Below are 24,366 nucleotides of genomic sequence, written 5' to 3'. Positions count from 1 at the left end.
ACACGAAAAAGTAAAATAATCATGAAAGCAAGAATCTAATAAAATCCACTACGTAATTATCAAATCTACTAAGTCTTCAATTTTAGAGATTAATTGGATTTTTATTGCTGTATTTTTTAAAGAAATTTTATTGTATTTAGATACAAATATAGTGGAGAAGCCCAGTTTTTCTGCCTCAAGTATACGTTGTTCCACACGCTGTACTGGTCTGATTTCTCCAGATAAACCTACTTCTGCAGCAAAACAAAAATTTGCTTGTAAAGCTTCGTCTTCATTTGAGGACAAAATTGCTGCTACCACAGCTAAATCTATTGCTGGATCATCCACAGATATACCTCCAGTTATATTTAAAAAAACATCCTTTGCGCCAAGCCTGAAGCCTGCACGTTTTTCTAAAACTGCTAACAACATATTTAGTCGTTTAGCATTAAATCCAGTTGCACTACGTTGAGGCGTACCATAAACTGCTGTACTAACCAATGCCTGAACCTCAATCATTAATGGACGCATACCTTCTAATGTTGCTGCTATAGCGTTACCAGACAACTCGTCATCTTTTTTTGAAATTAATATTTCGCTTGGATTAGAAACTTCTCTTAATCCCGAACCTTGCATTTCATATATTCCAAGTTCGTGTGTAGATCCGAATCGGTTTTTTTGCGCACGTAAAATTCTAAAAACATGGTTACGATCTCCTTCAAACTGAAGCACTGTATCTACCATGTGTTCTAATATTTTTGGTCCAGCGATGTTACCATCTTTTGTTATATGACCAATCAAAATTACTGGTGTATTGGTTTCTTTAGCAAATTTAATAAGCTCTGTCGTACACTCTTTAACCTGGCTGATACTTCCACTTGAGGACTCTATATAATCAGAATGCAATGTTTGTATGGAATCTATTATTACAATATTTGGCTCTAAGGCTTCTATTTGCTTAAAAATATTTTGTGTTTTTGTTTCAGTAAGAATGTAGCAACTTTCGTTTTCCGGGTTTATACGCTCGGCACGCATTTTTATTTGCTTTTGACTTTCTTCTCCAGAAACGTATAAGGTTTTATAGGGTAATTTTAATGAAATTTGAAGTAACAATGTACTTTTACCAATACCTGGTTCTCCACCCAAAAGCGTTAAAGATCCTGGTACTATTCCGCCTCCTAATACGCGATTAAACTCTGCATCAAGTGTATCTAATCTTGCTTCTTTAGTGGAATCAATTTCGTTTATTCTTAATGGTTTTGATGCTCGTTTTGTATTATTAGTCGGTGTTTTCCAATCGCTTTTTTCTGGTTTTTGCACAACCTCTTCAACAATTGTATTCCACTCCTTACAGGCATTACATTGTCCTTGCCATTTAGCATATTGCGTACCGCAATTTTGACAAAAAAAGGTGGTTTTTACTTTAGCCATAAGTTAATATCCAAAATCTGCTTTAATCTGTTCTGATAATTCTAAAACATGATCTTTAGTAATACCTGCTATTTCTGATAGTACATATGCTGATTGATAGGTTTTCATTGCTTTTTTAGGCTCACCTGTTTCTTCATAAAAACGTCCTAAATAATAATTTCCTAATAATGTATCTGGATATTCTTTTCTTGCTAGTTTTCCTAAATCTTCAAAATATTCCCAATTCTCTTTCTTTTTAATAGCTGCTTCAATTGCTTTAAAATCGTTAATTAAAATTGGTTTTTCTATTCCAAACAACTCATCAATCATTTGGTATTTTTCAGTCAGGTAATCCACTGGATTGCCTTCTAGATTTAGAATTGTTTCTTTGTACTCTTTTTTACTAATTGGCTGAAACACTAAAAAGATACTCTCTAATGCTTTAGGAATTGCGTGAGTGGGTAATGTATAGTGTGATGGTCCATCAAACGTCTCAAATGTTTTTAAAACATTATTATTATCTACTGCTTTTAATGCGTTAGACAAAGCTTCTGTTTGTTCATGAATTATTGAGGCATCATTGGTAGTACTTGCTAAATAGTAAAACGTTTTTTGTTCTAGTTTAGGAAATACTTCTGTTAAATAATTAGCCATATCTGGAGCTAACTCTGGACTTAAAACAATATAAGATTGAAATAAAGGAATACCTTTTAACAGATAGTAATTAATAAAATTTGCTGTTTTACCATGTCCTACAGCAACTTTAAAGTTTTCTGTACGGAAGGTTTTATCTATAAACGGAACCAACTCCATGCTAATAAACTCAAAAAAGGCTGCACCACTTTCGATTGGCAGAGAGTTTTGTTCGCTATAATAACAATCGTTTTCTCTTAATCCGTATTGATTAACACCAATAACAATAGCCTCTGGTATGTCTTCCCAATAGGCATAATAGTCCACATTTCCTGCAACAGGCTCAAACAAGTAATCTGCATCAAAAACATATATAACGGGATATTTTTTACTTGATGTATCGTAGTTTCTTGGTAATTGGATTTTTATTTGTCTAGTTTCTCCTAGACTTTCAGAGTTAAGCTCTTTATATATAGTTTGCGCACTAAGGTTAGACGTTAAAAATAAACCTACAAATAGAAAAAATATATGTTTCATGATGTGTGATGATTAAGTTTGGGTGTAAGTTACAAATTATTTGTTTCGGTTAAAAAAGGGAAGGTATAATAACGAAATTCCTCCAAAAACAAAAACCAAAATTGTTTGCGAGCTCCACATAATCCAACCAAATGCACGACTTGGGTCCACTGGCAGATTAAATAAAGTAAAAGCAATAACAATAGCTTCTGGATACGACCCTATACCTCCATTTGTAGCTGCAATACTAAAACTTGCTAAAATAAACCCTATTAAAACAGCTCCAAATGGCATAGCGTTTAAATCGGGAAAAGCTAGCGTAGTTACATAAAACATAAGCACGTACATGGTCCAAATAAATAAAGTGTGAAATATAAAGGCCCACTTTTTTTTCATTTTAAAAATACTAAGAGCTCCTTCAATCAAACCAGTTACAAATCCTTTAATTTTTAAAGCTATTTTTGACTGACTTCTTTTTATAAAAAGAATAAAAAATAGTGCAAAAACCGTTAAGATTAGTCCTGCAACAAGGATTTTAGTAAAATCAAATTTATCCACTAAAAAACTGTATATAAAGTCAAACTGCAAAAACAAAGTAATTGCTATTATACCTAACATGACAATCATATCTGCTATACGCTCTGCTACTATTGTACCAAATCCTTTTTCAAAAGGGACGCCTTCATAATTAGTCAATATAGTTGCTCTTGCTACTTCTCCAGCTCTAGGGATTGTGTAATTAATTAAGTAAGTAGCAAATACAGCCATTATACTATTACCTAATTTTATTTTATAACCTAAAGGTTCTAACATAAACAACCAACGATAGGCTCTAGACAAGTGACTTAGTAAGCCAAAAAAAACACCTAATAAAATGTATTTATAATCTGCATTTTTAGCAAACTGAACTATATCGGTAAAAGATAATTGAGATAGAGAATACCATATTAAAAAAACTCCCAATAAAATTGGGAGCGTTATTTTTAATATTTTTACTAGAAGCCTTTTGGACATTTACTTTAACAGGTTGGTCGCTTCGTCAGGAAATACTAAAGAAGGCTTAAACACTTTAGCTTCTTCAATATCCATAAACGCATACGTTATTAATATCAAGATGTCGTCTTTTGCAACTAATCTTGAGGCTGCTCCATTTAATGTGATTTCACCACTGCTTCTTGGGCCAGGAATGGCATATGTTTCTAGTCTTGCACCATTGTTATTGTTAACAATTTGCACTTTTTCACCTTGAATAATATTTGCTGCATCCATTAAATCCTCGTCAATGGTTATACTACCTATATAATTTAGGTCAGCTCCTGTTACTTTTACTCTGTGAATCTTAGATTTTACTACTTGTATTTGCATAGGGCAAAGATAATTAATTTAGAGCGATATTATCTATTAATCTGATGTCGTCTGCATAAACTGCAATAAACGCTCTGTAAGTGTTAGTTTTATTTTTTCTTTTTACGGTTTTTAAAGTGTCAACATCAGCTATAATAAAATATTCTAATTGCAATAACTCATGTTTATCAAACTGTTGTTGGACCCACTTTGTTGTTTTATCTGCACTTTTTGTGCCAAACTTAACTTTAGCTTCTTTAAGTGTTTTGTATATAAAAGGTGCTGCTTGTTTGTAGTCAGGTTTTAAACGTACATTTCTAGAACTCATAGCTAAACCTGAGCTTTCTCTAAAAATATCACAACCAACTATTGTTACAGGCAACTGATATTTACTCACTAATCTTTTTATAATTGTCAATTGCTGGAAATCTTTCTCTCCAAAGTAAGCATTATTAGGTGTTACAATTTCAAATAATCGTTTAACAATAGTACCTACACCATCAAAATGTCCAGCTCTAAATTTTCCTTCCATTTCAAACTCCAAGCCATCAAAACTAAATTGTTGGGCTTTTGTATTACCATCATAAATATCATCTACGGTTGGTGCATACACAATTATTTTGTCAGAAACGGTATTTAAAAGAGCAACATCGTCCTCTAAAGTTCGTGGATACTTTGCTAAATCGTCAGCATTATCAAATTGAGTAGGGTTAACAAAAATACTAACAACTAACCTTGAGTTATTAGCCAATCCTTCCTTTACCAATGACAAATGTCCTTGGTGTAAAGCTCCCATAGTAGGCACAAAACCAATAGTTTCTCCCTCATGTTTTAAAGAAGAAATATGGGCACCAATTTTAGATTTATTAGTAAATACAAGCATTTTTAATATTTAATTAACGGATGCAAACTTAATATTTTAGTGGCAATCTGCATAAAATTTTGTACTTTTGCGTGTTTTTTAATGATAATTCTGAAAAAGCTATACAATATATGAAAGATAAGAGGATATTATATGTATCATCTGAAGTGGTGCCTTATTTACCGGAAACAGAAATTTCTTCAATGTCATTTGAAACACCTAGGATGATCAATCAGCAAGGTGGACAAATAAGAATTTTCATGCCTAGATATGGAAATATCAACGAAAGAAGACATCAATTACATGAAGTTATCCGTCTTTCTGGTATTAATTTAGTTGTGAACGATTTAGACATGCCTTTAATTATTAAAGTAGCCTCTATACCTAAAGAACGTATTCAAGTTTACTTTATAGATAACGATGAATATTTTAAAAGAAAAGCAACACTTACAGATGAGGATGGAAATTTATTTTCTGATAATGATGAAAGAGCTATCTTTTTTGCTAAAGGTGTTATTGAAACCGTTAAAAAATTAAATTGGTCACCAGATATTATTCACGTTCATGGATGGTTAGCCTCTTTGCTACCACTATATTTAAAGCAATTTTACAAAGACGAACCTTTATTTAACGAAAGTAAAATTGTTACTTCAGTATATAAAAGTGGCTTTGAAAACGAGTTAAATTCAAAATTAGTTGATAAAATTAAATTTGATAATATTGATGAAGATCAAATAAAGGATTTAGTTAAGCCTACTTATAATAATCTAATGAAGGTAGCAATAGACAACTCTGACGCCTTAATTGTTGGATCAGAAGATTTACCTGAAGAGCTAACATCCTATTTAAAAGAATCTAAAAAACCTGTTCTAGATTTTCATGCTAAAGACGAATTTAGCGAAGCATACACTAATTTTTATACAACTAGCGTTTTAGACTAACGCAATATTGCCATATTTAAGAAATATCTATGAAAAGATTTATATTAAAAAGCATCAAACCATTAGTCGTTTTGATGATTATTGCCTTTACCGCTATTGCTTGCGACAAAGATTTTGTAAATGTAGAAAGTGATATTAGAGGTGCTCAAAATTTTTCTACAAGTAGTAGAGTATTCCCTTTTATAGCATACAATAAAAAATTAGAGGGAGTACAAACAAGTGGTTTATCTAGTAATGTTTTAGGTATATATAACGATCCTAATTACGGATCAACAGCTGCAAGTTTTATCTCTCAAATTACACCTGACGATTTAGCTCCAGATTTTGGTGACAATCCATCAATACTTTCTGTTAAATTATATCTTCCGTATTTTTCTACAGTAACTGAAACTGATGAAGATGGTAACTCAACTTATACACTAGACTCAATATATGGTGATTCTTCAAGCCCTTTTAAATTATCTATTTACAAATCTAGTTACTTTTTAAGAAACTTAGATCCTGAAACAAATTTTGAGGACGAACAAGCTTATTATTCAAACGCTTACACTAATTTAAACTTAGAAGCTTTTGAAGAACAATTACTTTATCCTGCAGATCCTAATCAAACATTTACACCTAGTGCTTTAGAGCATGTAATTCAAGCAGAAGTTGAACCAGGAGAAGACCCTGAAGTTGAAGAAAGATTAGCACCCGGAATTTATGTTGATTTAAACGATCCAAGTATTGTACCTGCTAACTTTTGGGAAGACATAATCTTTGCTGCAGACGGAAGCGCAAACCCTGCAATTACAAATGCAGCTGACTTTAAAAACTTTTTTAGAGGACTAATTTTAAAAGTTGAACAAAACGATACTTCTGTTGACGGTAGCTTACTGTTTTTAGACCTTACTACTAATGCTAAAGTTGAAATTAAGTATGAATATGATGGTGATGACGCAGGAGATAGAGAAACAGGAACCTACACCTTTAACTTTAACGGTAACAAGTTTAATACTTTTAAAAACCTTTCAAACTTTACACCATTAACAGACGGAAATAGCACTTCTGGTGATGATCAATTATTCATTAAAGGATTTGAAGGATCAATGACTGTTTTAGACTTATTTAATGGTAACATTATTGACGAAAACAACGCTACTCAAGATTCTTGGGAATACTTTAAAGGTAAAAATGGACAATGGTTGATTAATGAAGCTAATTTAAATCTATATGTAGATCATAGTACTTCTACTGGAGGAACATCAGAGCCAGACAGGATAATGATTTATGATTTAAAAAATAACCTTCCAATTATCGATTATTTTGTTGATGTAACTAGTAACTCAACAGATCCTTATAACTCAAAAATAATTTACTCTCCAAAACTTGAAAGAGATGATAGCGGAAACGGAGTAAAATATAAAATTAGACTTACTGAGCATATTAATAACATCTTATTAAATGACTCGACTAATACAAAACTAGGTATTTACGTTACCAATAATATTAACTTATTTGGAACTTCAAAAGTATTTAATACTAATGAAAGTAACATTGTAAATATTATTCCTCAAAGTTCAGTTATCGCTCCAGAAGGAACAATACTTTATGGAAATACACCAGCTGTTCCAGAAAACGTAAGAGCTAGTTTTGAAATTTTTTATACAGAACCTGAAAATTAAATTATTATGTGTGGTATTGTTGGATATATAGGTCATAGAGAAGCTTATTCTATTGTAATGGAAGGCTTAAAACGATTAGAATACAGAGGTTATGATAGTGCAGGTATTGCGCTTTATGATGGTACTGATATCAAATTAGCTAAGACTAAAGGTAAAGTCGCTGATCTAGAAGAACGTGTAAAAGAAGAAATCACAACAGAAGGAACAATTGGAATAGGCCATACAAGATGGGCAACTCATGGTGTACCAAATGATGTAAATTCTCACCCACACTATTCTAATTCAGGTGATCTAGTTATAATTCATAACGGAATTATTGAAAATTACGACTCGATAAAAACAGAGCTTATTAAAAGAGGTTACGTTTTTAAATCAGATACAGATACAGAAGTCTTAATAAATCTGATTGAAGAAGTTAAGAAAAAACAAAACGTAAAATTAGGTAAAGCTGTACAATTAGCACTTAACGAGGTTGTAGGAGCTTATGCTATTGCTGTTTTTGACAAAAACAAGCCAAACGAAATTGTCGTAGCTAAACTAGGTAGTCCTTTAGCAATTGGTATTGGAGAAGACGAGTTTTTTATAGCAAGTGATGCCTCTCCTTTTATTGAATACACAAAAAATGCTATTTATCTTGAAGATGAAGAAATGGCAATTGTGCGTCGAAATAAAAAAATAAAAATCAGAAAAATCAAGGACGATACTGAAGTTAATCCCTCAATGCAGGAACTTAAGTTTAATCTTGAGCAAATTGAAAAAGGTGGTTACGAGCATTTTATGCTTAAAGAAATCCATGAGCAACCAAATGCAATCAGGGATACTTACAGAGGTCGTTTATTAGCCAAAGAAGGAATAATCCGCATGGCTGGTATAGATGATAATATAGAAAAGTTTTTGAATGCTAATCGTATTATTATAGTAGCTTGTGGTACTTCATGGCATGCAGGCTTAGTAGCCGAGTATATTTTTGAAGACCTTGCAAGAATACCTGTAGAAGTAGAATACGCATCAGAGTTTAGATACCGTAATCCTGTAATTACAGAAAAGGATGTGGTAATAGCAATTTCTCAATCTGGAGAAACAGCAGATACACTTGCAGCTATTAAACTAGCAAAATCAAAAGGCGCTTTTGTTTTTGGAGTTTGTAATGTTGTTGGATCTACTATTGCCAGAGAAACAAATGCAGGAGCATATACACACGCTGGACCCGAAATAGGCGTGGCTTCAACTAAAGCTTTTACAACACAAATTACTGTTTTGACTTTAATAGCTTTAAAGTTAGCTAAAGCTAATGGAAGTATGTCAAATACAGATTTCCATCATCATTTACAAGAGTTAGAGCTAATACCTGAAAAAGTAAAAGAAGCTTTAAAAGCAGATGAACATATTAAAAAAGTTGCCGAAATATATAAAGACGCTAAAAACTGTTTGTATTTAGGTAGAGGATATAATTTTCCTGTAGCTTTGGAAGGTGCATTAAAGCTAAAAGAGATATCATACATTCATGCAGAAGGTTATCCTGCTGCAGAAATGAAGCATGGACCAATTGCTTTGATTGACGAGCAAATGCCTGTTTTTGTAATAGCTACTAAAAAAGGACACTACGAAAAAGTTGTAAGCAATATTCAAGAAATTAAATCTAGATCAGGAAAAATAATAGGTATAGTTACCACTGGAGATGTAGACGTTAAAAATGTTGCAGATCATGTAATTGAAGTACCAGAGACAATAGAGTCTTTAACTCCATTACTTACAACAATTCCTCTTCAACTATTATCATACCATATTGCGGTAATGCTTGAAAAAAATGTCGATCAACCACGAAATTTAGCAAAATCTGTTACTGTAGAGTAATTAGATAACTGTTTATACATCAAAGACGCTTTAAAGCTTCTAATTACGCAAAAACCAACCCTGTTTTTTGTGAATAATTAGCTTTAAAGCGTCTTTTTTTTAGAAATACTTATTATGCATGCATAATTTATTCTCACTTTTTCTAAAAATTTCGTTAAAAAACGTATATTGGCATTATAAATTAACTAAATCTAAAAAATGAGAACAATCCTTTCAATTGTATTTTTGTGCTTTTGCGGACTAACTTTTTCGCAAACAACGATCACAGGAACAGTAGTAGATGATGTAAGTCAGCAACCAATTCCTAGTGCAAACATTATTATTACTGGCACATCAGTAGGAACAGCAACTGATTTTGATGGTAACTTTTCGTTAACGACTGATCAAAATCCTCCTTTCACTATACAAATAAGTAGTGTAGGTTTTGCTTCTAAAGATGTTGAAGTAACAACTAATAAACAAATTATTAATGTTGTCCTTAATGAAGGTACAGCGTTAGACGAAGTAGTAATTTCTGCGTCCAGAACTCCAGAACGTATTTTTGAATCTCCAGTTACTGTGGAGCGATTTGGATTAAAAGAAATTAAAAACACTGCATCTGCAGATTTTTATGATGGTTTAGAAAACCTAAAAGGTGTAGATGTTAACACTAATAGTTTAACCTTCAAATCTGTAAATACGCGTGGTTTTGCAACTTTTGCAAATACACGATTTATGCAATTAGTTGATGGTATGGACAACTCTACTCCTGCTTTAAACTTCCCTATTGGTAACTTAGTAGGTATGACAGAAACTGATGTATTAAGTGTAGAATTATTACCTGGTGCATCATCTGCCTTATATGGTGCAAATGCATTTAATGGTATTTTATTTATGAGAAGTAAAAACCCATTTGATCATGAAGGTATTAGTGCTTCTTTTAAAAGAGGTATAACATCTCAAGAAGCTGCAGGTGACAATCCGTATACTGATTTAAGTGTAAGAATGGCACACAAGTTTAGCGATAAATTTGCTGCAAAAATTAACTTTGGTTACTTAAAAGGTACAGATTGGCAAGCGACTAGTGAAGTTGATAAACTTGACCCAACTAGAACAAGATCAAACACAAATTATGACGGAATAAATGTCTATGGTGATGAAGTTTCAACTAACATTAGAGCTGCATCAGGTCTAGGTGTTATACCAGATGTTGTAGTAAGTAGAACAGGTTATAATGAAAGAGACTTAACACAATATAACGCTGAAAGTGTAAAAGCTGATTGGGGTTTATATTACCGTCCAATTGAAGGTAACAGTTTAGAGTTTTCATATGTTGGTAAAGTAGGAACAGGTACCACTATTTATCAAGGAACAAACAGATATAATATTGATGGTTTTTTCCAACAACAACACAAACTAGAAGTAAGAAACGACAACTTTTTTGTTAGAGCTTATGAAGTGTCTGACAAAGCAGGAGATTCTTATGACATGGTGTTTACAGGAATTAACATAAACAGAGCTTGGAAAAGCGACGAAGACTGGTTTGGAGATTATATAGCAACTTATGCTGGGATTGAACTTGGTGGTAACCCATTAGGATTAACAGACCAACAAAAACATGATGCAGCAAGAGCTGCAGCAGACACAGGAAGATACGAACCAGGATCGCCACAATTTAAAAGTGCATTTAACAAAAGTATAAATGATCCAAATTTAGCTACTGGATCTAAATTTCAAGATGCATCAAAATATTTTCATAGTGATGCAAATTACAACTTTAGCCACTTAGTGGATATTGCAGATATACAAGTTGGTGGTTCTTATAGAAAATACACACTAAATTCTGGTGGTACAATATACACTGATGGACAAAGCCCAATTGAATATTCTGAATTTGGAGTATATTCTCAAATACAGAAAGATATTGAATTATCAGAAGAAATGGAGCTTAAATTAACCTTATCAGGTCGTTATGACAAATCAGAATTATTTGATGGTTTCTTCTCTCCAAGATTATCAGCTGGTTTAACTTTAAACAGAAATCATAATATTAGAGCTTCTGTACAAACAGGATTTAGAAACCCGACAACTCAAGATTTATTTATTGGATTAGATGCTGGTAGAGCAATTTTAGTAGGTTCTGCTCCTGATAACTTAAATAGATATACTAGAGATTTTAATGTTAGTTTTGAAGGTCAAACCATGTTTGGACAACCTAGTACAGTTACTCAAACAGGTGCAGCTGCATACAACAACTCATATTCAGCAAGTTCTGTTACAGCTTTTGCTGCTGCAGGAAACCCAGCTTTATTAACAGTTGCTAACCCTGAAATTATTAAACCGGAAAAAGTAACTTCTCTTGAAGTTGGTTATAGAGGAAAATACGAAAGTGTAATAGTTGATATTAGTGCTTATTACAACAAATACGAAGACTTTATTTCTCAAGAAGTTGTAATAGCTCCTTTTTACGGAACCGTAAGTAATGGAGGACTTGGTGATGGAGGACTTTCTGCTCAAGCAATTGCTAATGGAGATTATCAAGCTTATAGTGCTTACACAAACTCTGATGCAGATGTTAACTCTTATGGAGCATCTATTGGACTTTCTACTAAAGTACTAAATGGATTTGACCTAGGAGGAAGTTATACTTTTACTAAACAAGATTTTGATCAAGCTGCTAACCCAGATTTCCAAACTAGCTTTAATACACCAGAACACAAATTTAAAGCAACTTTTGGTCATACAGATTTATTTGAAAACTTTGGATTTAACATCGCATATAGGTTTAGTGATGATTATTTCTGGGAAGCAACATTTGGAAATGGTATAGTACCAGAATTTCATGTATTAGATGCGCAAATTAATTATGAAGTACCTAGCATAAAATCAGTTATCAAAGTAGGAGCTACAAACCTTACAGGTAACGAGTACTTTACTGCTTTTGGTACAGGATTTATTGGATCTATGTATTATGCATCAATAACTATTAATAACTAATAATAATGAAGACTTTAAAAAACATAAAATACATTGGACTTATTGCTATTGCAATTGGCTTCACATCTTGTAATGATGAATCAGATTATGAAGAGTTTTTAGATGTACAACCAGACACAGGTGTTGTATTACCAACACTAACTAATGGTTCTGTAGATTTTTCAAAATACGTAGCTTTAGGCGCATCATTTACTTCTGGATACACTGATGGCGCTTTATTTAAAGCAGCTCAAGAAAATTCATTTCCAAACACATTATCTAAACAATTTGTTAAGGTAAATGGTACTGCTATAACGCTACCATTAATGAATGATAATATTGGAGGTCTTGTATTTGGATCAACAGTTGTGGCTAATCCAAGATTATTTTTTAATGGTTCTGGACCACAAGTTTTACCTGCTACACCAACAACAGATATTACAACTAGTTTAGCTGCAGATGGTAGCATCTTTACTAATGTAGGTGTTCCTGGAGCTAAAAGTACACATATAGATTTTAATGGATACGCTACTGCAAACCCTTACTTTGGTCGTATGGCTACAAGTTCAACAATTTCAATGTTAGAATATGCAATTGCACAAAACCCAACATTTTTTACACTGTCTGAAATTGGTGGTAATGATGTTTTAGGATATGCAACTACAGGTGGAGATGGATCAGACCCTATCACACCTACTGCAACTTTTGATGTAGTTTTTACTGATATGGTTAATCAATTAACTGCTGTTTGTCCTAACGGAGTTGTAACTAATGTGCCATACATTACCGACTTACCACACTTTACAACTGTACCGCATAACCCATTAGATCCTACAAACCCTAGCTTTGGACCACAAATACCATTATTAAACTCAATATTTGGAGCTTTAAACCCAATATTTAATGCAGTAGATCCAGCTAGAGCAATTGTATTTTCTGAAACATCAGCAAGTCCTGTTGTTATTAAAGATGAAAGTTTAGCAGATATTTCTGCAATCATAATTCAACAATTAAATGCAAGTCCAACCTTCCCAGGTTTTATAGCACAATTTGGTTTACCTGCATCCGCAGCACCATTAGTAGCAAATTTATTAGGTGCTACTTATGGACAATCAAGACAGGCTACTGAAGCTGATTTATTGGTATTACCTAGCTCTTCAATTATAGGAACAGTTAATACTGCCAATGTTGCAACTTTAATGGGACAGGGTTTACCACAAGCCTTAGCAGGACAATTCTCTGTAGAAGGTGTTAGTTTACCTTTGGCAGACAAATGGGTAGTATTACCATCAGAACAAGCTGAAATCAAAACTGCAACAGATGCCTACAACGCAACTATTGCAAGTGTAGCAAACTCTAAAGGTCTAGCTTTAGTAGATTTAAACGCTATTTTAAGTCAAGCCTCTGTAATGGGAGTAGAATTTGATGATTACAACTTATCAACAAGTCTAGTTACTGGTGGTTTAGTAAGTTTAGATGGTGTGCATTTAACAGCACGAGGATACGCTTTAATGGCTAATAAATTTTTAGAAGCTATAGATGCAACTTACGGATCAAACTTTGTAGCTTCAGGTAATGTTGCTAAAGCAGAAGACTTTGGTGTAACATATTCTCCAGCACTACAATAAAAACAAAAATTATATAAATTATAAACACCTGTTATTCTGTGTTAAGATAGCAGGTGTTTTTTTATAGATAAAAAAGGAAATCCTCCTTTTTTTTTAAATTAAAACACCTATCTTTGCACGCGAAAACAGAAGGTGTTTTCTTTCAATTAAATACCATAATATTAAATAGATAAGTAATGTCAAAAGTTACAGGTAAAGTTGCTCAAATAGTAGGTCCAGTTATCGATGTAGAATTCGCTGCTGGTTCTGAACTACCAAAAATTTACGATTCATTAGAAATTATCAAGACTGATGGTTCAAAATTAGTATTAGAAGTACAATCTCACATTGGTGAAGACACTGTACGTACAATCGCTATGGATTCTTCAGATGGTCTTAGTAGAGGAACAGAAGTTATTGCTACTGGTGCTCCAATACAAATGCCAATTGGTGGAGATGTTTACGGACGTCTATTTAACGTGATTGGAGATGCAATTGATGGTTTAGGAGAACTACCTAAAGCAGGAGATGCAGGATTACCAATACACAGATCTGCTCCAAAATTTGAAGATTTATCAACATCTACGGAAGTATTATTTACAGGTATTAAAGTAATTGACTTAATTGAGCCTTATGCAAAAGGAGGTAAAATTGGATTATTTGGTGGTGCAGGAGTTGGAAAAACAGTATTAATCCAAGAGTTAATTAACAATATTGCAAAAGGACACGGTGGATTATCTGTTTTTGCGGGAGTTGGAGAAAGAACACGTGAAGGTAACGATTTACTTCGTGAGATGTTAGAGTCTGGAATTATCAAGTATGGTGATGACTTTATGCACTCTATGGAAGAAGGCGGATGGGATCTTCAAAAAGTGGATAAAAATATAATGAAAGAGTCTAAGGCTACTTTCGTATTTGGACAAATGAATGAGCCACCTGGAGCTCGTGCTCGTGTAGCACTTTCAGGATTAACTATAGCAGAATACTTCCGTGATGGAGCTGGAGAAGGACAAGGAAAAGATGTACTTTTCTTCGTAGATAACATCTTCCGTTTTACACAAGCTGGATCTGAGGTGTCTGCATTATTAGGTCGTATGCCTTCTGCAGTAGGTTACCAACCAACATTAGCAACAGAAATGGGTGCAATGCAAGAGCGTATTACATCAACTAAAAGAGGTTCTATTACATCTGTACAAGCGGTATATGTACCTGCGGATGATTTAACGGATCCTGCACCAGCAACAACGTTTGCTCACTTAGATGCTACAACAGTATTATCTCGTAAAATTGCAGAGCTTGGTATTTATCCAGCAGTAGATCCATTAGATTCTACTTCTAGAATTTTAACAGCAGACATTTTAGGTGATGAGCACTACAACTGTGCACAACGTGTTAAAGAGTTATTACAACGTTATAAAGAATTACAAGATATTATCGCCATTTTAGGTATGGAGGAATTATCTGAAGAGGATAAAATGGCTGTAGGTAGAGCAAGACGTGTACAACGTTTCTTATCTCAACCATTCCACGTAGCTGAGCAGTTTACAGGTCTTAAAGGTGTTTTAGTAGACATTAAAGAAACTATTAAAGGATTTAATATGATTATGGATGGTGGTTTAGACCACTTACCAGAAGCTGCATTTAACCTTAAAGGATCTATTGAAGAAGCTATCGAAGCAGGAGAAAAAATGCTTGCTGAAGCTTAATCTAAAAAATTAAAAACATGCATTTAGAAATTGTATCACCAGAAGCAACATTATTTAAAGGAGAAGTAACTAGCGTTACTGTTCCTGGAGTAAATGGTGACTTTGAGATGTTAAACAATCACGCACCAGTGGTGTCTTTATTAAAAGAAGGAACCGTTAAAATAGCTGGTAATATTGTACTAGATAAAGAAGTAGCAGATCGCTTTACATCAGGTGATAAAAACACAACTTTATTAAAAATAAACTCTGGTACACTTGAAATGAATGGAAACAAAGTAATAATATTGGCTGACTAATATTATTAAATCATAATAAAAAACGCGAAACATATGTTTCGCGTTTTTTTTGTTTTATACCTAATATAAAAATTATACCTTTTTAATCACATTTGTAACTATTCCCCAAATTAAAAAATTATTATCCTCTGTAATTTTAATAATTGGATAATTGGGGTTTTCTGGTTGCAACCACACTTCATCTTTAGAGACTCTTAAACGTTTTACTGTAAATTCACCATCTAAAAAACAAACTGCAATTTTATTATTTGCAGGTTCTAAACTACGATCAATAACTAATAAATCGTTATCATCTAATCCAGCTCCAATCATAGATTGACCACTTACTTTAGCATAAAATGTAGCTTCCTTATTTTTTACAAGTTCTTCGTCTAATGATAAACGATGCTCTTTAAAATCCTCTGCAGGAGAAGGAAAACCTGCCGAAATTCCAGTATCAAAAAATTGTCCGGCTGCATTGTCTACAGCATCTGGTGTAAAGAAGGTTAAGCTTCCTGATTTATGTGCAATCATAGTTTTGTTTACTAAGGTATTATTTTTAACTATACTATTTAACGACTATAATATCGTTTATATTGGTTGTGTATTTTGGCGATAGTCTATCTTGACGCATCTTCCATGTACGCTTTAAGTCTTGATTAGCTATCCTAATTTTATTATTTTTATACTTAGCATTCAGACTATCTATAGACTTCATTAATGGTTGATGTTTTGGATTTTCTTGATCAAACAAATGTAATTGATGATTATCCATTGGCACTAACCCTGTAACAATAACACCTGCTTTTTTGTACTGTATTCCTTTTTTAAAGATAGACATTAATGCACTGATGGCACAATTACTTATAATTAAAGACGAGTTAGTGGGATAAGTCAAATTTACACTTGTACTAATGCGATGCTGTTCTAATTCTTTTTTATGCTTATCACTTTTTAACATAACTATTATTACGTAACAACTAGAGCCTTGTTTTCTTAATTTTTCGGCACAACTAACTGCAAAGGTCGCAACACGTTCTTTAATATATTCTATATCCGAATAACTATAATCAAAGCTACGTGTAGTTGCAATCATCTTTTTTTGGGTAACTATTTCGTCTAACTTTAAAGTTGGAATCCCTTGTAAATCTCGTTTTAACTTAGACTCCACAACCGAAAAGTTTTTTTGAACCCAAGCGTCAGACAATTGTGTAAAATCGTAAGCAGTGCTGCAATCTTTTGCTAATAATTGCTTAGACAACTGCCTTCCCAATCCCCAAACATCCTCAACAGGCAGCCATTTTAAAGCTTTCAGACGACTTTCGTCACTATCTATAACGTAGACACCTTTAGTTTGATCAGGATACTTTCTAGCAATCTTATTAGCGACTTTACTTAAAGCTTTAGTTGGTGCAATACCGACACATGTTGGTATACCTGTCCATTTTAAAATTCGTGATTTTATCTCTAATCCATATTTAGTAAAATCGTAATTATCAAATCCTTGAAAGTGTAAAAAGGATTCGTCTATACTATACACTTCAATATCTGGTGAATATTGCTTTAAAATAGACATAACACGACTACTCATATCACCATATAATGGATAATTTGAGGATAAAACGGTAACGTTATTAGCTTTACAAAAGGATTCCCATTTAAAAATTGGTGCTCCCATTGGCAAACCTAACGCTTTAGCCTCATCACTACGTGAGATAACACAACCATCGTTATTACTTAAAATAGCGACTGGCTTTCCTATTAAATTAGGGTTAAAAACACGTTCGCAGGAGGCATAGAAATTATTACAATCTACAAGTGCAAACATATGTGTAAAATTAGGTAAAATGTTTGAATTATTGTAAACAAAAACTTTGTGAAATGTTAAAGTTTTATTGATCGTAATTATCTAATTGTACAGCAACTATATAATTAGTCTTCTATAAACTCTAATATATCTGCAGGTTGACAGTCTAATGCTTTGCAAATAGCTTCCAGAGTAGAAAAACGTATAGCTTTAGCTTTACCTGTTTTAAGTATGGATAGATTAGCTGTGGTTATACCAACAATTTCAGCCAACTCGTTACTTTTCATGTTTCGCTTTTCTAACATTATGTCTAAATTTACTATTATGGACATAGGCTATATAGTTAAATCGTTTTCTTGTTTTGTATACTTAGCGACCTTAAACACTTCGCTTAGTACCATAAAAAATAACCCAAAACAAAGCATTATTAAAAAAGAACTAAAACCAATTTCAAGCTCTAATTTCTGTTTGTACAAAATTTTATAAATAAAAGTTGGGACACCTTGCAAAAAAGCAGCAATCACTAACCAAATACCAATGTTATTTAGATTATAGATAACTACATTGTCAAACAAATTAATTTTATTAAAGTACCTCAGCACTTTTTTAAATAAAAATACACAATACATTAAAATTAAATAAGAACACATTAAGGTAATTAATATAGCTTTACTTAACCTATCAAAACTCTTAATTTCAATGCCATTCATTTTTATAGGAAATCCATCCAAACTATTATCAAATATTACAAACCCAATAAAAATAAATAACACAGGAATTAATGGAAGTGAGATTATCCAAAAAAAGTCTACTATAGCTTTTAAAATACTTAATTTTCTCATAATTATTATCGTTTAACAATAACAAATATAATAAAATTATCGAAAAACAATAATTATTTTATTTAATTTCATTTTAAAAATGAAACAACACGTCGTATATTTAACACAAACATCAAATCAATAGTCTATGTCTCAAACCTTTAAAACTATAGCTAAATTTCAATATACAGCTGAAGCCCAAATAATAAAAGGACGATTAGAATCTGAGGGTATTGAAGTCTTTTTAAGTGACAATATCACTATAGATACAGATCCTTTAGTTAGTAATGCTATTGGAGGCGTTAAGCTTAAGGTTTTATCTACAGATGCTATGCAAGCGCAACATATTTTAGAAAGTATTAATAAATACTCTATTGATGATGAAGGCAAGGCAATACACTGTCCAAATTGTAATAGTACTAAGGTCGCGATGTTTTCTACCATTAAAGATCTTAAATCTTTTTTTGCTTTTATCTTTGGATTTATTTCTGGTACACTTCCCTTCTACTCTAAAGATAAATACAGATGTGCTGATTGTAACACGGAATTTGATATTAAATAGATTTTTTTTAAATGAAATATACCGTAGACTACATTAAAAAAGTACCAATATGGAAAACCATCCTTGGTATTACAACTGCAATACTATGTTTGTACATTGTGTTTTCAGGACTTATATATGGCATTGTCCCGATAGCATTTAGCATTTTATTATTACAAACGGAAGGCTGTCAAATAGATTTAAAATCTAATACCTACAGAAAAACTTATTCTATATTAGGTCTTAACTTTGGTAAATGGCTACCTCTTCCAAGAATAGATTATGCTTCTGTTTTTTCAACTAAAATAACTACAGCGGTTTGGGTTAGTGCAGCATCCACAAACATTACAGAAAACATTTATGCTATCAATCTTTTTTGCACGAATAATAAAAAAATTGAAGCTAGCACTACACAAAACAAAGAAGAAGCCTTTAATCTTGCCTTACTACTTGCAGATGCCTTAAACGCCAACATGCTTGATGCAACCAAAGCAGGCGACTTTAAGTGGATGGATAAAAAGCAATACAGAGATCATGGCACAATAGTTTATACAGATTAATTAATCGATGGATGCTTTAGCGCATCAAAACAACGTTTTAAAATATTGACAATGGTTTCAATTTCAGTCTCGTTTAAATGCCCAAAACCCAAACGTATAGCACAAACAGTTTTACTTTGATACAAGATGGTTTTTGGCAAAAACAAATCATGTTTTTTTGCTTTTTCGGCTAATTTTACAAGTGATACACTAGGCTTAAAATTTATCCAAACCGCTAAACCTCCTGCAGGAACTTGCCAAGTGGCATCATCCTTAAAATAAGTCATTAAACAAGCACATAAATAATCACGTCGTTGCTTATAAATAGTAACGTTTTTTTTAATTAACCTATGTATTTCTCCTTCAGATATTAGTTCCGTAAGGATTTGCTTTTGGATTAAATCGCCTTGTTTGTCTAAAATTTGAAGATAATTTTTAGCTTCGTTTATAATATTTTTTGGAGCCACTACAAACCCTATTTGAAAACTAGGAAAAAAAGATTGTCCTAAACGTCCTAAGTATATAACTACGCCTTCTGCATCTGCACTAGCCATAGGTAACATAGCGGATCCTTCAAACTGAAAATCGTAATCAAAATCATCTTCAATTATAGCAAAATTATAAGCTTTAGCTAATTGTAATAATTTTAAACGTCGCTCTGCTGTCAATGTCACTGTTGTTGGATATTGTCTGTGTGCACAAACATACACACATCTAATACTATTTTTAGTAAAGTTTTTTTCGATAAAATCCACATCAATACCATGTGCATCTACAGGAATAGTAATTAAATTTGCGCCTGCTTGCTGAAAAATCATATTAGATTTATAATGACTTAAATTACCAACAAGTACGACATCCTTTTGTTTTATTAATAGTTGAGAAATGATATATAAACTCATTTCTGTACTTCGTGTACTTACTATATTATTAGGTTTTATATAAAAGCCTCTAGTTGCATTTAAGTAATTACACAACTGAATATTAAAAGTTATATAGGATTGTTCTTGTGTTTGATTCCATTTAGAAATTAAAGATGAACGCTTCATTGAAGCACTATACCATTTAGAAAATTGATGCGTTGGATGCAATCTTAAATCAGGTTGCCCATCGTTAATCACATAATTACTTACAGAAAACTCTTCGGTTGAAGCTAAATTAAAAGACGATTGAAACGGAAATCCCGCTGTTTCTGGATACGTTTTTAATTGCTCAACACCTTGTAAAACGCCTTTTATGGCAGCAGTTTTTCGTTCTGGCATTAGCACAAAGGTGCCTTTATTAGCTACAATATCCACCCAACCTTGTGAGGCAAGCTCGTCATAAACCGCAACAGCAGTATTTCTATTTATATTAAATACGTTACTAAATTTTCGAGTTCCTGGTAATACTGTTCCTTCTTGTAAATAACCACGTTGGATAGCATTTATCATTTGTTGGGCTATCTGAATATAAATCGGAGTATTGGGCGATTTTTCAAAGTGAATTAACGTTTGTAATATACCTTCAACCGGACTACTCATTGTTTTAAAACTGGACTACTTTAGTGATCCGGAAAGTTACGAATTTTGCACTGCAAAAAATGCAAATATATTTTATTATGAAATTTACTCATTTATTTACCTTAATTGGGCTATTATCTTTGACATCTTATGCTCAAGATTTAGAGCAACAACAGCAATTAGACTCGGTTATAATTACATCCTCTAGAATTGAGCTTCCTTTTAAGGAAAACTCAAGAACTATTACTGTTATTTCGTCTTCAGACATAAAAAACAGTGCAGCAACCAATGTTGCAGATCTATTACAACAGGTTGCAGGAGTAGATATTAGACGTCGTGGGACTGCTGGTAGTCAAGCCGATTTATATATTAGAGGTGGTGGTTTTGACCAAACCCTATTATTAATTGATGGTATAAAAATGGACGATGCACAAACTGGTCATCACACCATGAACGCTGCCTTACCTATTGAGGTTATTGAACGTATCGAGATTATAAAAGGTCCTGCTGCTAGAGTATTTGGTCAAAATGCATTTACTGGAGCAATAAATATTGTAACTAAAACTAATTTAAACAATTCGGTTTCGGCAAATTTAGAAACTGGTTCTTTTGGTCAATTAAATGCAGGTGTTACTGTTGGCTCAGAATTAGACAACTCATCACACATTATTCACGTAGGCAAAATGACATCTGAAGGTTACCGAAACAACTCAGACTACGACAATACTAACTACTTTATAAAAAGTGTGTTTAACAAAAAAGCACAAGCTATAGAGATGATTACAACTTTTTCTGATCGTAAATTTGGAGCAGAAAACTTTTACACGACCAATCCAACATTTAATGAATATGAAGAAACTAAAAACAGTTTAATCGGATTTACAACAACTTTTAATACAGATAAATTTAAAATCAAACCTCGTATATATTGGAAACGTAACGAAGATTTGTTTTTACTAAAACGAGAAGATCCTTCATTTTTTAGAAACCTACACATTACTGACAAAATGGGAGCAGAAGTAAATGCGTCTTACACCTCAACAGCTGGTGTTACTGGTTTTGGTGTGGATGTTTCTAAAATTTACATTAGAAGTAATAATTTAGGAAATCGTAATCGATTTATGACTAACTTATTTTTAGAACACCAATTTAAATTATTAAAGGATAAACTAGATATCACTCCAGGAATTGCAGTAACATACTTTTCAGATTTTAAATTTCATGCCTTTCCTGGATTAGATCTTGGCTACCAAGTTAACGACAATATAAAGCTTTACGGAAACATTGGTTATACCTACCGTATCCCAACCTATACAGATTTATTTTATAATGATTTTAGAACCTCTGGAAATGCAAATTTAGAGCCTGAAGAAGCGTTTGCACAAGAGCTTGGTATTAAATACAACACTAATAATTTTTCAGGTTCGATTGCTTTATTTAACAGAGACGCAAAAAACCTTATAGATTTTATAAGACCTAATGCTGCTGAAACTATTTATACAGCGACCAATATTGCAGAAGTTAACACAAAGGGGTTTGAAGTAGATGGCTCTTACAATTTTAAAATTTTAGATTACAATCAATCCTTAGCTATTGGATACACCTTTTTACAAGATGATATTTTAGATCAAAATAAAGAATTATCACGATACTCCTTAAACACTTTAAAGCATCATTACACAACACGCTTAAGCACGCAACTATTTAAAAATGTTAGACAAAACATAGTCTATAAACATGCCGAACGTACAACAGGACAAAGCTATAATGTTTGGGATGCCTCTTTAATTTTATCCGTTAAACAATTAGAGTTCACAGCTACTGCAAGTAATATTTTTGATGCAGATTATATCGAAACTGGTTTTACACCAATGCCTCCAAGTAACGTATTATTTGGTATGCGTTTTAACTTTAACTAAAGTGTAACACAAACATTTACACTTTTTTTGGTAACGTTTTATTAACTTTGAACCCTAATTTTAAAAATTTGAGTTTAAACCTTCAAGACATACCAAGAGTTAAAACAATAACAAAACAGGAATTTATTAAAAACTATTTTAAGCCTCAAAAACCTGTTGTTATTGAGCAGTTTATAACAGATTGGCCTGCATATTCTAAATGGAATTTAGAGTATATTAAAACAGTTGCTGGAGACAAAACAGTCCCTTTATATGACGACAGACCTGTTGACCATAAAGATGGGTTTAATGAGCCACACGCTAAAATGAAAATGAGCGACTATGTTGATTTGCTTAAACGCGAGCCAACAAAATTTAGAATATTTTTATGGAATATTTTAAAAGAAGTCCCTCAGCTTCAAAAGGATTTTAGCTTTCCAGACTTTGGTTTAAGACTAATGAAGGGATTACCTATGCTTTTTTTTGGAGGTCGCGACAGCTACACCTTCATGCATTATGATATAGATTTAGCAAATATTTTTCACTTTCATTTTGAAGGCGAAAAGCAAGTTATTTTGTTTGACCAACAACAAAACAAGCATTTATATAAAGTCCCATTTGCTTTAATTACACGAGAAGATATAGATTTTTCTAATCCAGATCTTGCAAAATGGCCTGCTTTAAAAAACGCTAATGGTTGGCAATGTCAATTAAACCATGGAGAAGTTTTATACATGCCAGAAGGCTATTGGCATTACATGCGCTACATAACACCAGGTTTTTCTATGAGCTTGCGTGCAATAGCCAGAAATCCAAAAAATTTAAGCAAAGCAGTATACAATGTCTTTATAATGCGTAATTTTGACAACTTAATGCGACGTATTAAAGGTCAAAAATGGATTAATTGGAAAAACAATAAAGCCATTGTTAATACAAACAAAAACTTTAAAGCAAATTAAAATGAAAAGAGGATTACTTTTATTAGCTGTTTTACTAACTATAGGATTAGTAAACGCTCAGTCTTTTGAAGGAAAAGGCGATCAAAAATTACAAATCGGAGCAAACTTTCAGGATAACGTTAACGGTATTACGGTAACTTACGACTATGGTTTAGGCGAAAACATTTCTGTTGGAATAGTAACTGGTTACGCATTAAACTTAAATAATGGTTTAAGTGCAGATTTTGAAGATCGAGTAGAGATTGAAGGTCGTTTTAATGCTAACTTAGGTAGCGTTTTAAACATCAGTGATAATTTTGATTTATATCCTGGTATTAGCTTAAGTTTAAAAAACTTTGGTGGACATTTAGGAATGCGTTACTTTTTCTCTAGTGGTTTTGGAATATTTTCAGAATTTGGAACAACGTTTGCTAAATACAATTCGGATATTTTAACTCCTGCTGAAAAAATTCATAATCAATTTACCGTAAATGTTGGTGCTGTTTTCAACTTATAGCACTTAAAATTACAACATAAAAAAAACCTTTTAGTGTCATACATTAAAAGGTTTTTT

At 32.5% G+C, this 24,366-nt stretch carries 22 protein-coding genes; 12 read left to right on the top strand and 10 right to left on the bottom strand.

All coding sequences use genetic code 11. From position 1 onward, the window contains the following. Window positions 1-48: 48 nt before the first annotated feature. Genes radA through panC form a run of 5 tightly spaced genes read right to left on the bottom strand, consistent with a single transcriptional unit; the run spans window position 49 to window position 4,765 of the window. Window positions 49-1,410, bottom strand: a complete 1,362-nt coding sequence (gene radA / locus V6251_RS04700; RefSeq protein ID WP_341587242.1) for a DNA repair protein RadA — start codon at window positions 1,408-1,410, stop codon at window positions 49-51. Between the two features lie 3 nt (window positions 1,411-1,413). Then, window positions 1,414-2,559, bottom strand: coding sequence for an alpha/beta hydrolase (locus V6251_RS04695; RefSeq protein WP_341587241.1), 1,146 nt, complete (start codon window positions 2,557-2,559; stop codon window positions 1,414-1,416). Between the two features lie 36 nt (window positions 2,560-2,595). Beyond that, a complete protein-coding gene (locus tag V6251_RS04690; RefSeq protein ID WP_292943236.1) occupies window positions 2,596-3,552 on the bottom strand; it encodes a lysylphosphatidylglycerol synthase transmembrane domain-containing protein in 957 nt (318 codons plus the stop codon). Then, a complete protein-coding gene (panD, locus tag V6251_RS04685; protein WP_341587240.1) occupies window positions 3,553-3,903 on the bottom strand; it encodes an aspartate 1-decarboxylase in 351 nt (116 codons plus the stop codon). Window positions 3,904-3,916: 13 nt separating this feature from the next. Then, window positions 3,917-4,765, bottom strand: a complete 849-nt coding sequence (panC, locus tag V6251_RS04680) for a pantoate--beta-alanine ligase (RefSeq protein ID WP_341587239.1) — start codon at window positions 4,763-4,765, stop codon at window positions 3,917-3,919. A 110-nt stretch (window positions 4,766-4,875) separates the two neighbouring features. Between panC and V6251_RS04675 the strand changes: the two genes are divergently transcribed. The 7 genes from V6251_RS04675 to V6251_RS04645 all read left to right on the top strand — a co-directional run bounded on the left by V6251_RS04675 (window position 4,876) and on the right by V6251_RS04645 (window position 15,767). Beyond that, on the top strand, window positions 4,876-5,685 hold the full coding sequence (locus V6251_RS04675; protein ID WP_145005597.1) for a glycogen/starch synthase: 810 nt from the start codon (window positions 4,876-4,878) through the stop codon (window positions 5,683-5,685). Window positions 5,686-5,714: 29 nt separating this feature from the next. Continuing rightward, complete coding sequence (locus V6251_RS04670; protein ID WP_341587238.1) at window positions 5,715-7,349, top strand: DUF4270 domain-containing protein; 1,635 nt, start codon at window positions 5,715-5,717, stop codon at window positions 7,347-7,349. A gap of 6 nt (window positions 7,350-7,355) precedes the next feature. Beyond that, on the top strand, window positions 7,356-9,203 hold the full coding sequence (gene glmS / locus V6251_RS04665; protein WP_341587237.1) for a glutamine--fructose-6-phosphate transaminase (isomerizing): 1,848 nt from the start codon (window positions 7,356-7,358) through the stop codon (window positions 9,201-9,203). A gap of 198 nt (window positions 9,204-9,401) precedes the next feature. Further along, the gene (locus tag V6251_RS04660) at window positions 9,402-12,179 is read left to right on the top strand and encodes a TonB-dependent receptor (protein ID WP_341587236.1); all 2,778 of its coding nucleotides are present in this window, start codon (window positions 9,402-9,404) and stop codon (window positions 12,177-12,179) included. Between the two features lie 5 nt (window positions 12,180-12,184). Next, entirely contained in the window at window positions 12,185-13,786 is a 1,602-nt protein-coding gene (locus tag V6251_RS04655) for an SGNH/GDSL hydrolase family protein (RefSeq protein ID WP_292943217.1), read from the top strand. 176 nt (window positions 13,787-13,962) lie between these two features. Further along, window positions 13,963-15,471 (top strand): F0F1 ATP synthase subunit beta, encoded by a 1,509-nt coding sequence (gene atpD / locus V6251_RS04650; RefSeq protein ID WP_341587235.1) that lies wholly within the window; start codon window positions 13,963-13,965, stop codon window positions 15,469-15,471. A gap of 17 nt (window positions 15,472-15,488) precedes the next feature. Further along, window positions 15,489-15,767: a F0F1 ATP synthase subunit epsilon gene (locus V6251_RS04645; RefSeq protein WP_341587234.1), complete on the top strand. Its 279-nt coding sequence runs from the start codon at window positions 15,489-15,491 to the stop codon at window positions 15,765-15,767. 72 nt (window positions 15,768-15,839) lie between these two features. Here the strand turns inward: V6251_RS04645 and V6251_RS04640 are convergent, their stop codons facing one another. From V6251_RS04640 to V6251_RS04625, 4 genes are all read right to left on the bottom strand, one after another. Beyond that, window positions 15,840-16,280 (bottom strand): LexA family protein, encoded by a 441-nt coding sequence (locus tag V6251_RS04640; RefSeq protein ID WP_341587233.1) that lies wholly within the window; start codon window positions 16,278-16,280, stop codon window positions 15,840-15,842. A gap of 34 nt (window positions 16,281-16,314) precedes the next feature. Further along, entirely contained in the window at window positions 16,315-17,574 is a 1,260-nt protein-coding gene (locus V6251_RS04635) for a Y-family DNA polymerase (protein WP_341587232.1), read from the bottom strand. Window positions 17,575-17,678: 104 nt separating this feature from the next. Further along, window positions 17,679-17,885, bottom strand: a complete 207-nt coding sequence (locus V6251_RS04630; RefSeq protein ID WP_341587231.1) for a helix-turn-helix domain-containing protein — start codon at window positions 17,883-17,885, stop codon at window positions 17,679-17,681. Between the two features lie 3 nt (window positions 17,886-17,888). Beyond that, window positions 17,889-18,395, bottom strand: a complete 507-nt coding sequence (locus V6251_RS04625) for a DUF2975 domain-containing protein (protein ID WP_341587230.1) — start codon at window positions 18,393-18,395, stop codon at window positions 17,889-17,891. 127 nt (window positions 18,396-18,522) lie between these two features. Between V6251_RS04625 and V6251_RS04620 the strand changes: the two genes are divergently transcribed. After that, window positions 18,523-18,936: a putative signal transducing protein gene (locus V6251_RS04620; protein WP_341587229.1), complete on the top strand. Its 414-nt coding sequence runs from the start codon at window positions 18,523-18,525 to the stop codon at window positions 18,934-18,936. Window positions 18,937-18,947: 11 nt separating this feature from the next. Then, on the top strand, window positions 18,948-19,475 hold the full coding sequence (locus V6251_RS04615; RefSeq protein WP_341587228.1) for a hypothetical protein: 528 nt from the start codon (window positions 18,948-18,950) through the stop codon (window positions 19,473-19,475). On the opposite strand, the gene V6251_RS04610 is transcribed toward V6251_RS04615, so the two are convergent. Continuing rightward, window positions 19,472-20,977, bottom strand: a complete 1,506-nt coding sequence (locus V6251_RS04610; RefSeq protein ID WP_341587227.1) for an aminotransferase-like domain-containing protein — start codon at window positions 20,975-20,977, stop codon at window positions 19,472-19,474. The genes V6251_RS04615 and V6251_RS04610 overlap by 4 nt on opposite strands. A 77-nt stretch (window positions 20,978-21,054) precedes the next feature. Here V6251_RS04610 and V6251_RS04605 point away from each other — a divergent pair, with 77 nt between their 5' ends. The 3 genes from V6251_RS04605 (at window position 21,055) to V6251_RS04595 (ending at window position 24,309) form a co-directional block, all read left to right on the top strand. Further along, on the top strand, window positions 21,055-22,875 hold the full coding sequence (locus V6251_RS04605) for a TonB-dependent receptor plug domain-containing protein (RefSeq protein WP_341587226.1): 1,821 nt from the start codon (window positions 21,055-21,057) through the stop codon (window positions 22,873-22,875). 68 nt (window positions 22,876-22,943) lie between these two features. Next, entirely contained in the window at window positions 22,944-23,813 is an 870-nt protein-coding gene (locus tag V6251_RS04600; protein ID WP_341587225.1) for a cupin-like domain-containing protein, read from the top strand. 1 nt (window position 23,814) lies between these two features. After that, window positions 23,815-24,309 carry a DUF6646 family protein gene (locus V6251_RS04595; RefSeq protein WP_341587224.1) on the top strand — a complete coding sequence of 165 codons (495 nt, stop codon included), beginning with the start codon at window positions 23,815-23,817 and terminating at the stop codon, window positions 24,307-24,309. The last annotated feature ends 57 nt before the right edge of the window (window positions 24,310-24,366 follow it).

Source organism: Olleya sp. Ti.3.14, assembly GCF_038154885.1.
Classification (GTDB): domain Bacteria; phylum Bacteroidota; class Bacteroidia; order Flavobacteriales; family Flavobacteriaceae; genus Olleya.
This window is presented reverse-complemented; position numbering and strand designations above follow the sequence as displayed.

What these genes read in the sequence shown, in the direction of transcription:
- radA (WP_341587242.1), bottom strand. Translation starts at nt 1,410, where the DNA reads ATGGCTAAAGTAAAAACCACCTTTTTTTGTCAAAATTGCGGTACGCAA.
- V6251_RS04655 (WP_292943217.1), top strand. Translation starts at nt 12,185, where the DNA reads ATGAAGACTTTAAAAAACATAAAATACATTGGACTTATTGCTATTGCA.
- V6251_RS04695 (WP_341587241.1), bottom strand. Translation starts at nt 2,559, where the DNA reads ATGAAACATATATTTTTTCTATTTGTAGGTTTATTTTTAACGTCTAAC.
- V6251_RS04640 (WP_341587233.1), bottom strand. Translation starts at nt 16,280, where the DNA reads ATGATTGCACATAAATCAGGAAGCTTAACCTTCTTTACACCAGATGCT.
- atpD (WP_341587235.1), top strand. Translation starts at nt 13,963, where the DNA reads ATGTCAAAAGTTACAGGTAAAGTTGCTCAAATAGTAGGTCCAGTTATC.
- V6251_RS04660 (WP_341587236.1), top strand. Translation starts at nt 9,402, where the DNA reads ATGAGAACAATCCTTTCAATTGTATTTTTGTGCTTTTGCGGACTAACT.
- V6251_RS04670 (WP_341587238.1), top strand. Translation starts at nt 5,715, where the DNA reads ATGAAAAGATTTATATTAAAAAGCATCAAACCATTAGTCGTTTTGATG.
- V6251_RS04620 (WP_341587229.1), top strand. Translation starts at nt 18,523, where the DNA reads ATGTCTCAAACCTTTAAAACTATAGCTAAATTTCAATATACAGCTGAA.
- V6251_RS04595 (WP_341587224.1), top strand. Translation starts at nt 23,815, where the DNA reads ATGAAAAGAGGATTACTTTTATTAGCTGTTTTACTAACTATAGGATTA.
- V6251_RS04615 (WP_341587228.1), top strand. Translation starts at nt 18,948, where the DNA reads ATGAAATATACCGTAGACTACATTAAAAAAGTACCAATATGGAAAACC.
- V6251_RS04610 (WP_341587227.1), bottom strand. Translation starts at nt 20,977, where the DNA reads ATGAGTAGTCCGGTTGAAGGTATATTACAAACGTTAATTCACTTTGAA.
- V6251_RS04690 (WP_292943236.1), bottom strand. Translation starts at nt 3,552, where the DNA reads ATGTCCAAAAGGCTTCTAGTAAAAATATTAAAAATAACGCTCCCAATT.
- V6251_RS04625 (WP_341587230.1), bottom strand. Translation starts at nt 18,395, where the DNA reads ATGAGAAAATTAAGTATTTTAAAAGCTATAGTAGACTTTTTTTGGATA.
- glmS (WP_341587237.1), top strand. Translation starts at nt 7,356, where the DNA reads ATGTGTGGTATTGTTGGATATATAGGTCATAGAGAAGCTTATTCTATT.
- V6251_RS04630 (WP_341587231.1), bottom strand. Translation starts at nt 17,885, where the DNA reads ATGTCCATAATAGTAAATTTAGACATAATGTTAGAAAAGCGAAACATG.
- V6251_RS04605 (WP_341587226.1), top strand. Translation starts at nt 21,055, where the DNA reads ATGAAATTTACTCATTTATTTACCTTAATTGGGCTATTATCTTTGACA.
- panC (WP_341587239.1), bottom strand. Translation starts at nt 4,765, where the DNA reads ATGCTTGTATTTACTAATAAATCTAAAATTGGTGCCCATATTTCTTCT.
- V6251_RS04645 (WP_341587234.1), top strand. Translation starts at nt 15,489, where the DNA reads ATGCATTTAGAAATTGTATCACCAGAAGCAACATTATTTAAAGGAGAA.
- V6251_RS04675 (WP_145005597.1), top strand. Translation starts at nt 4,876, where the DNA reads ATGAAAGATAAGAGGATATTATATGTATCATCTGAAGTGGTGCCTTAT.
- V6251_RS04635 (WP_341587232.1), bottom strand. Translation starts at nt 17,574, where the DNA reads ATGTTTGCACTTGTAGATTGTAATAATTTCTATGCCTCCTGCGAACGT.
- panD (WP_341587240.1), bottom strand. Translation starts at nt 3,903, where the DNA reads ATGCAAATACAAGTAGTAAAATCTAAGATTCACAGAGTAAAAGTAACA.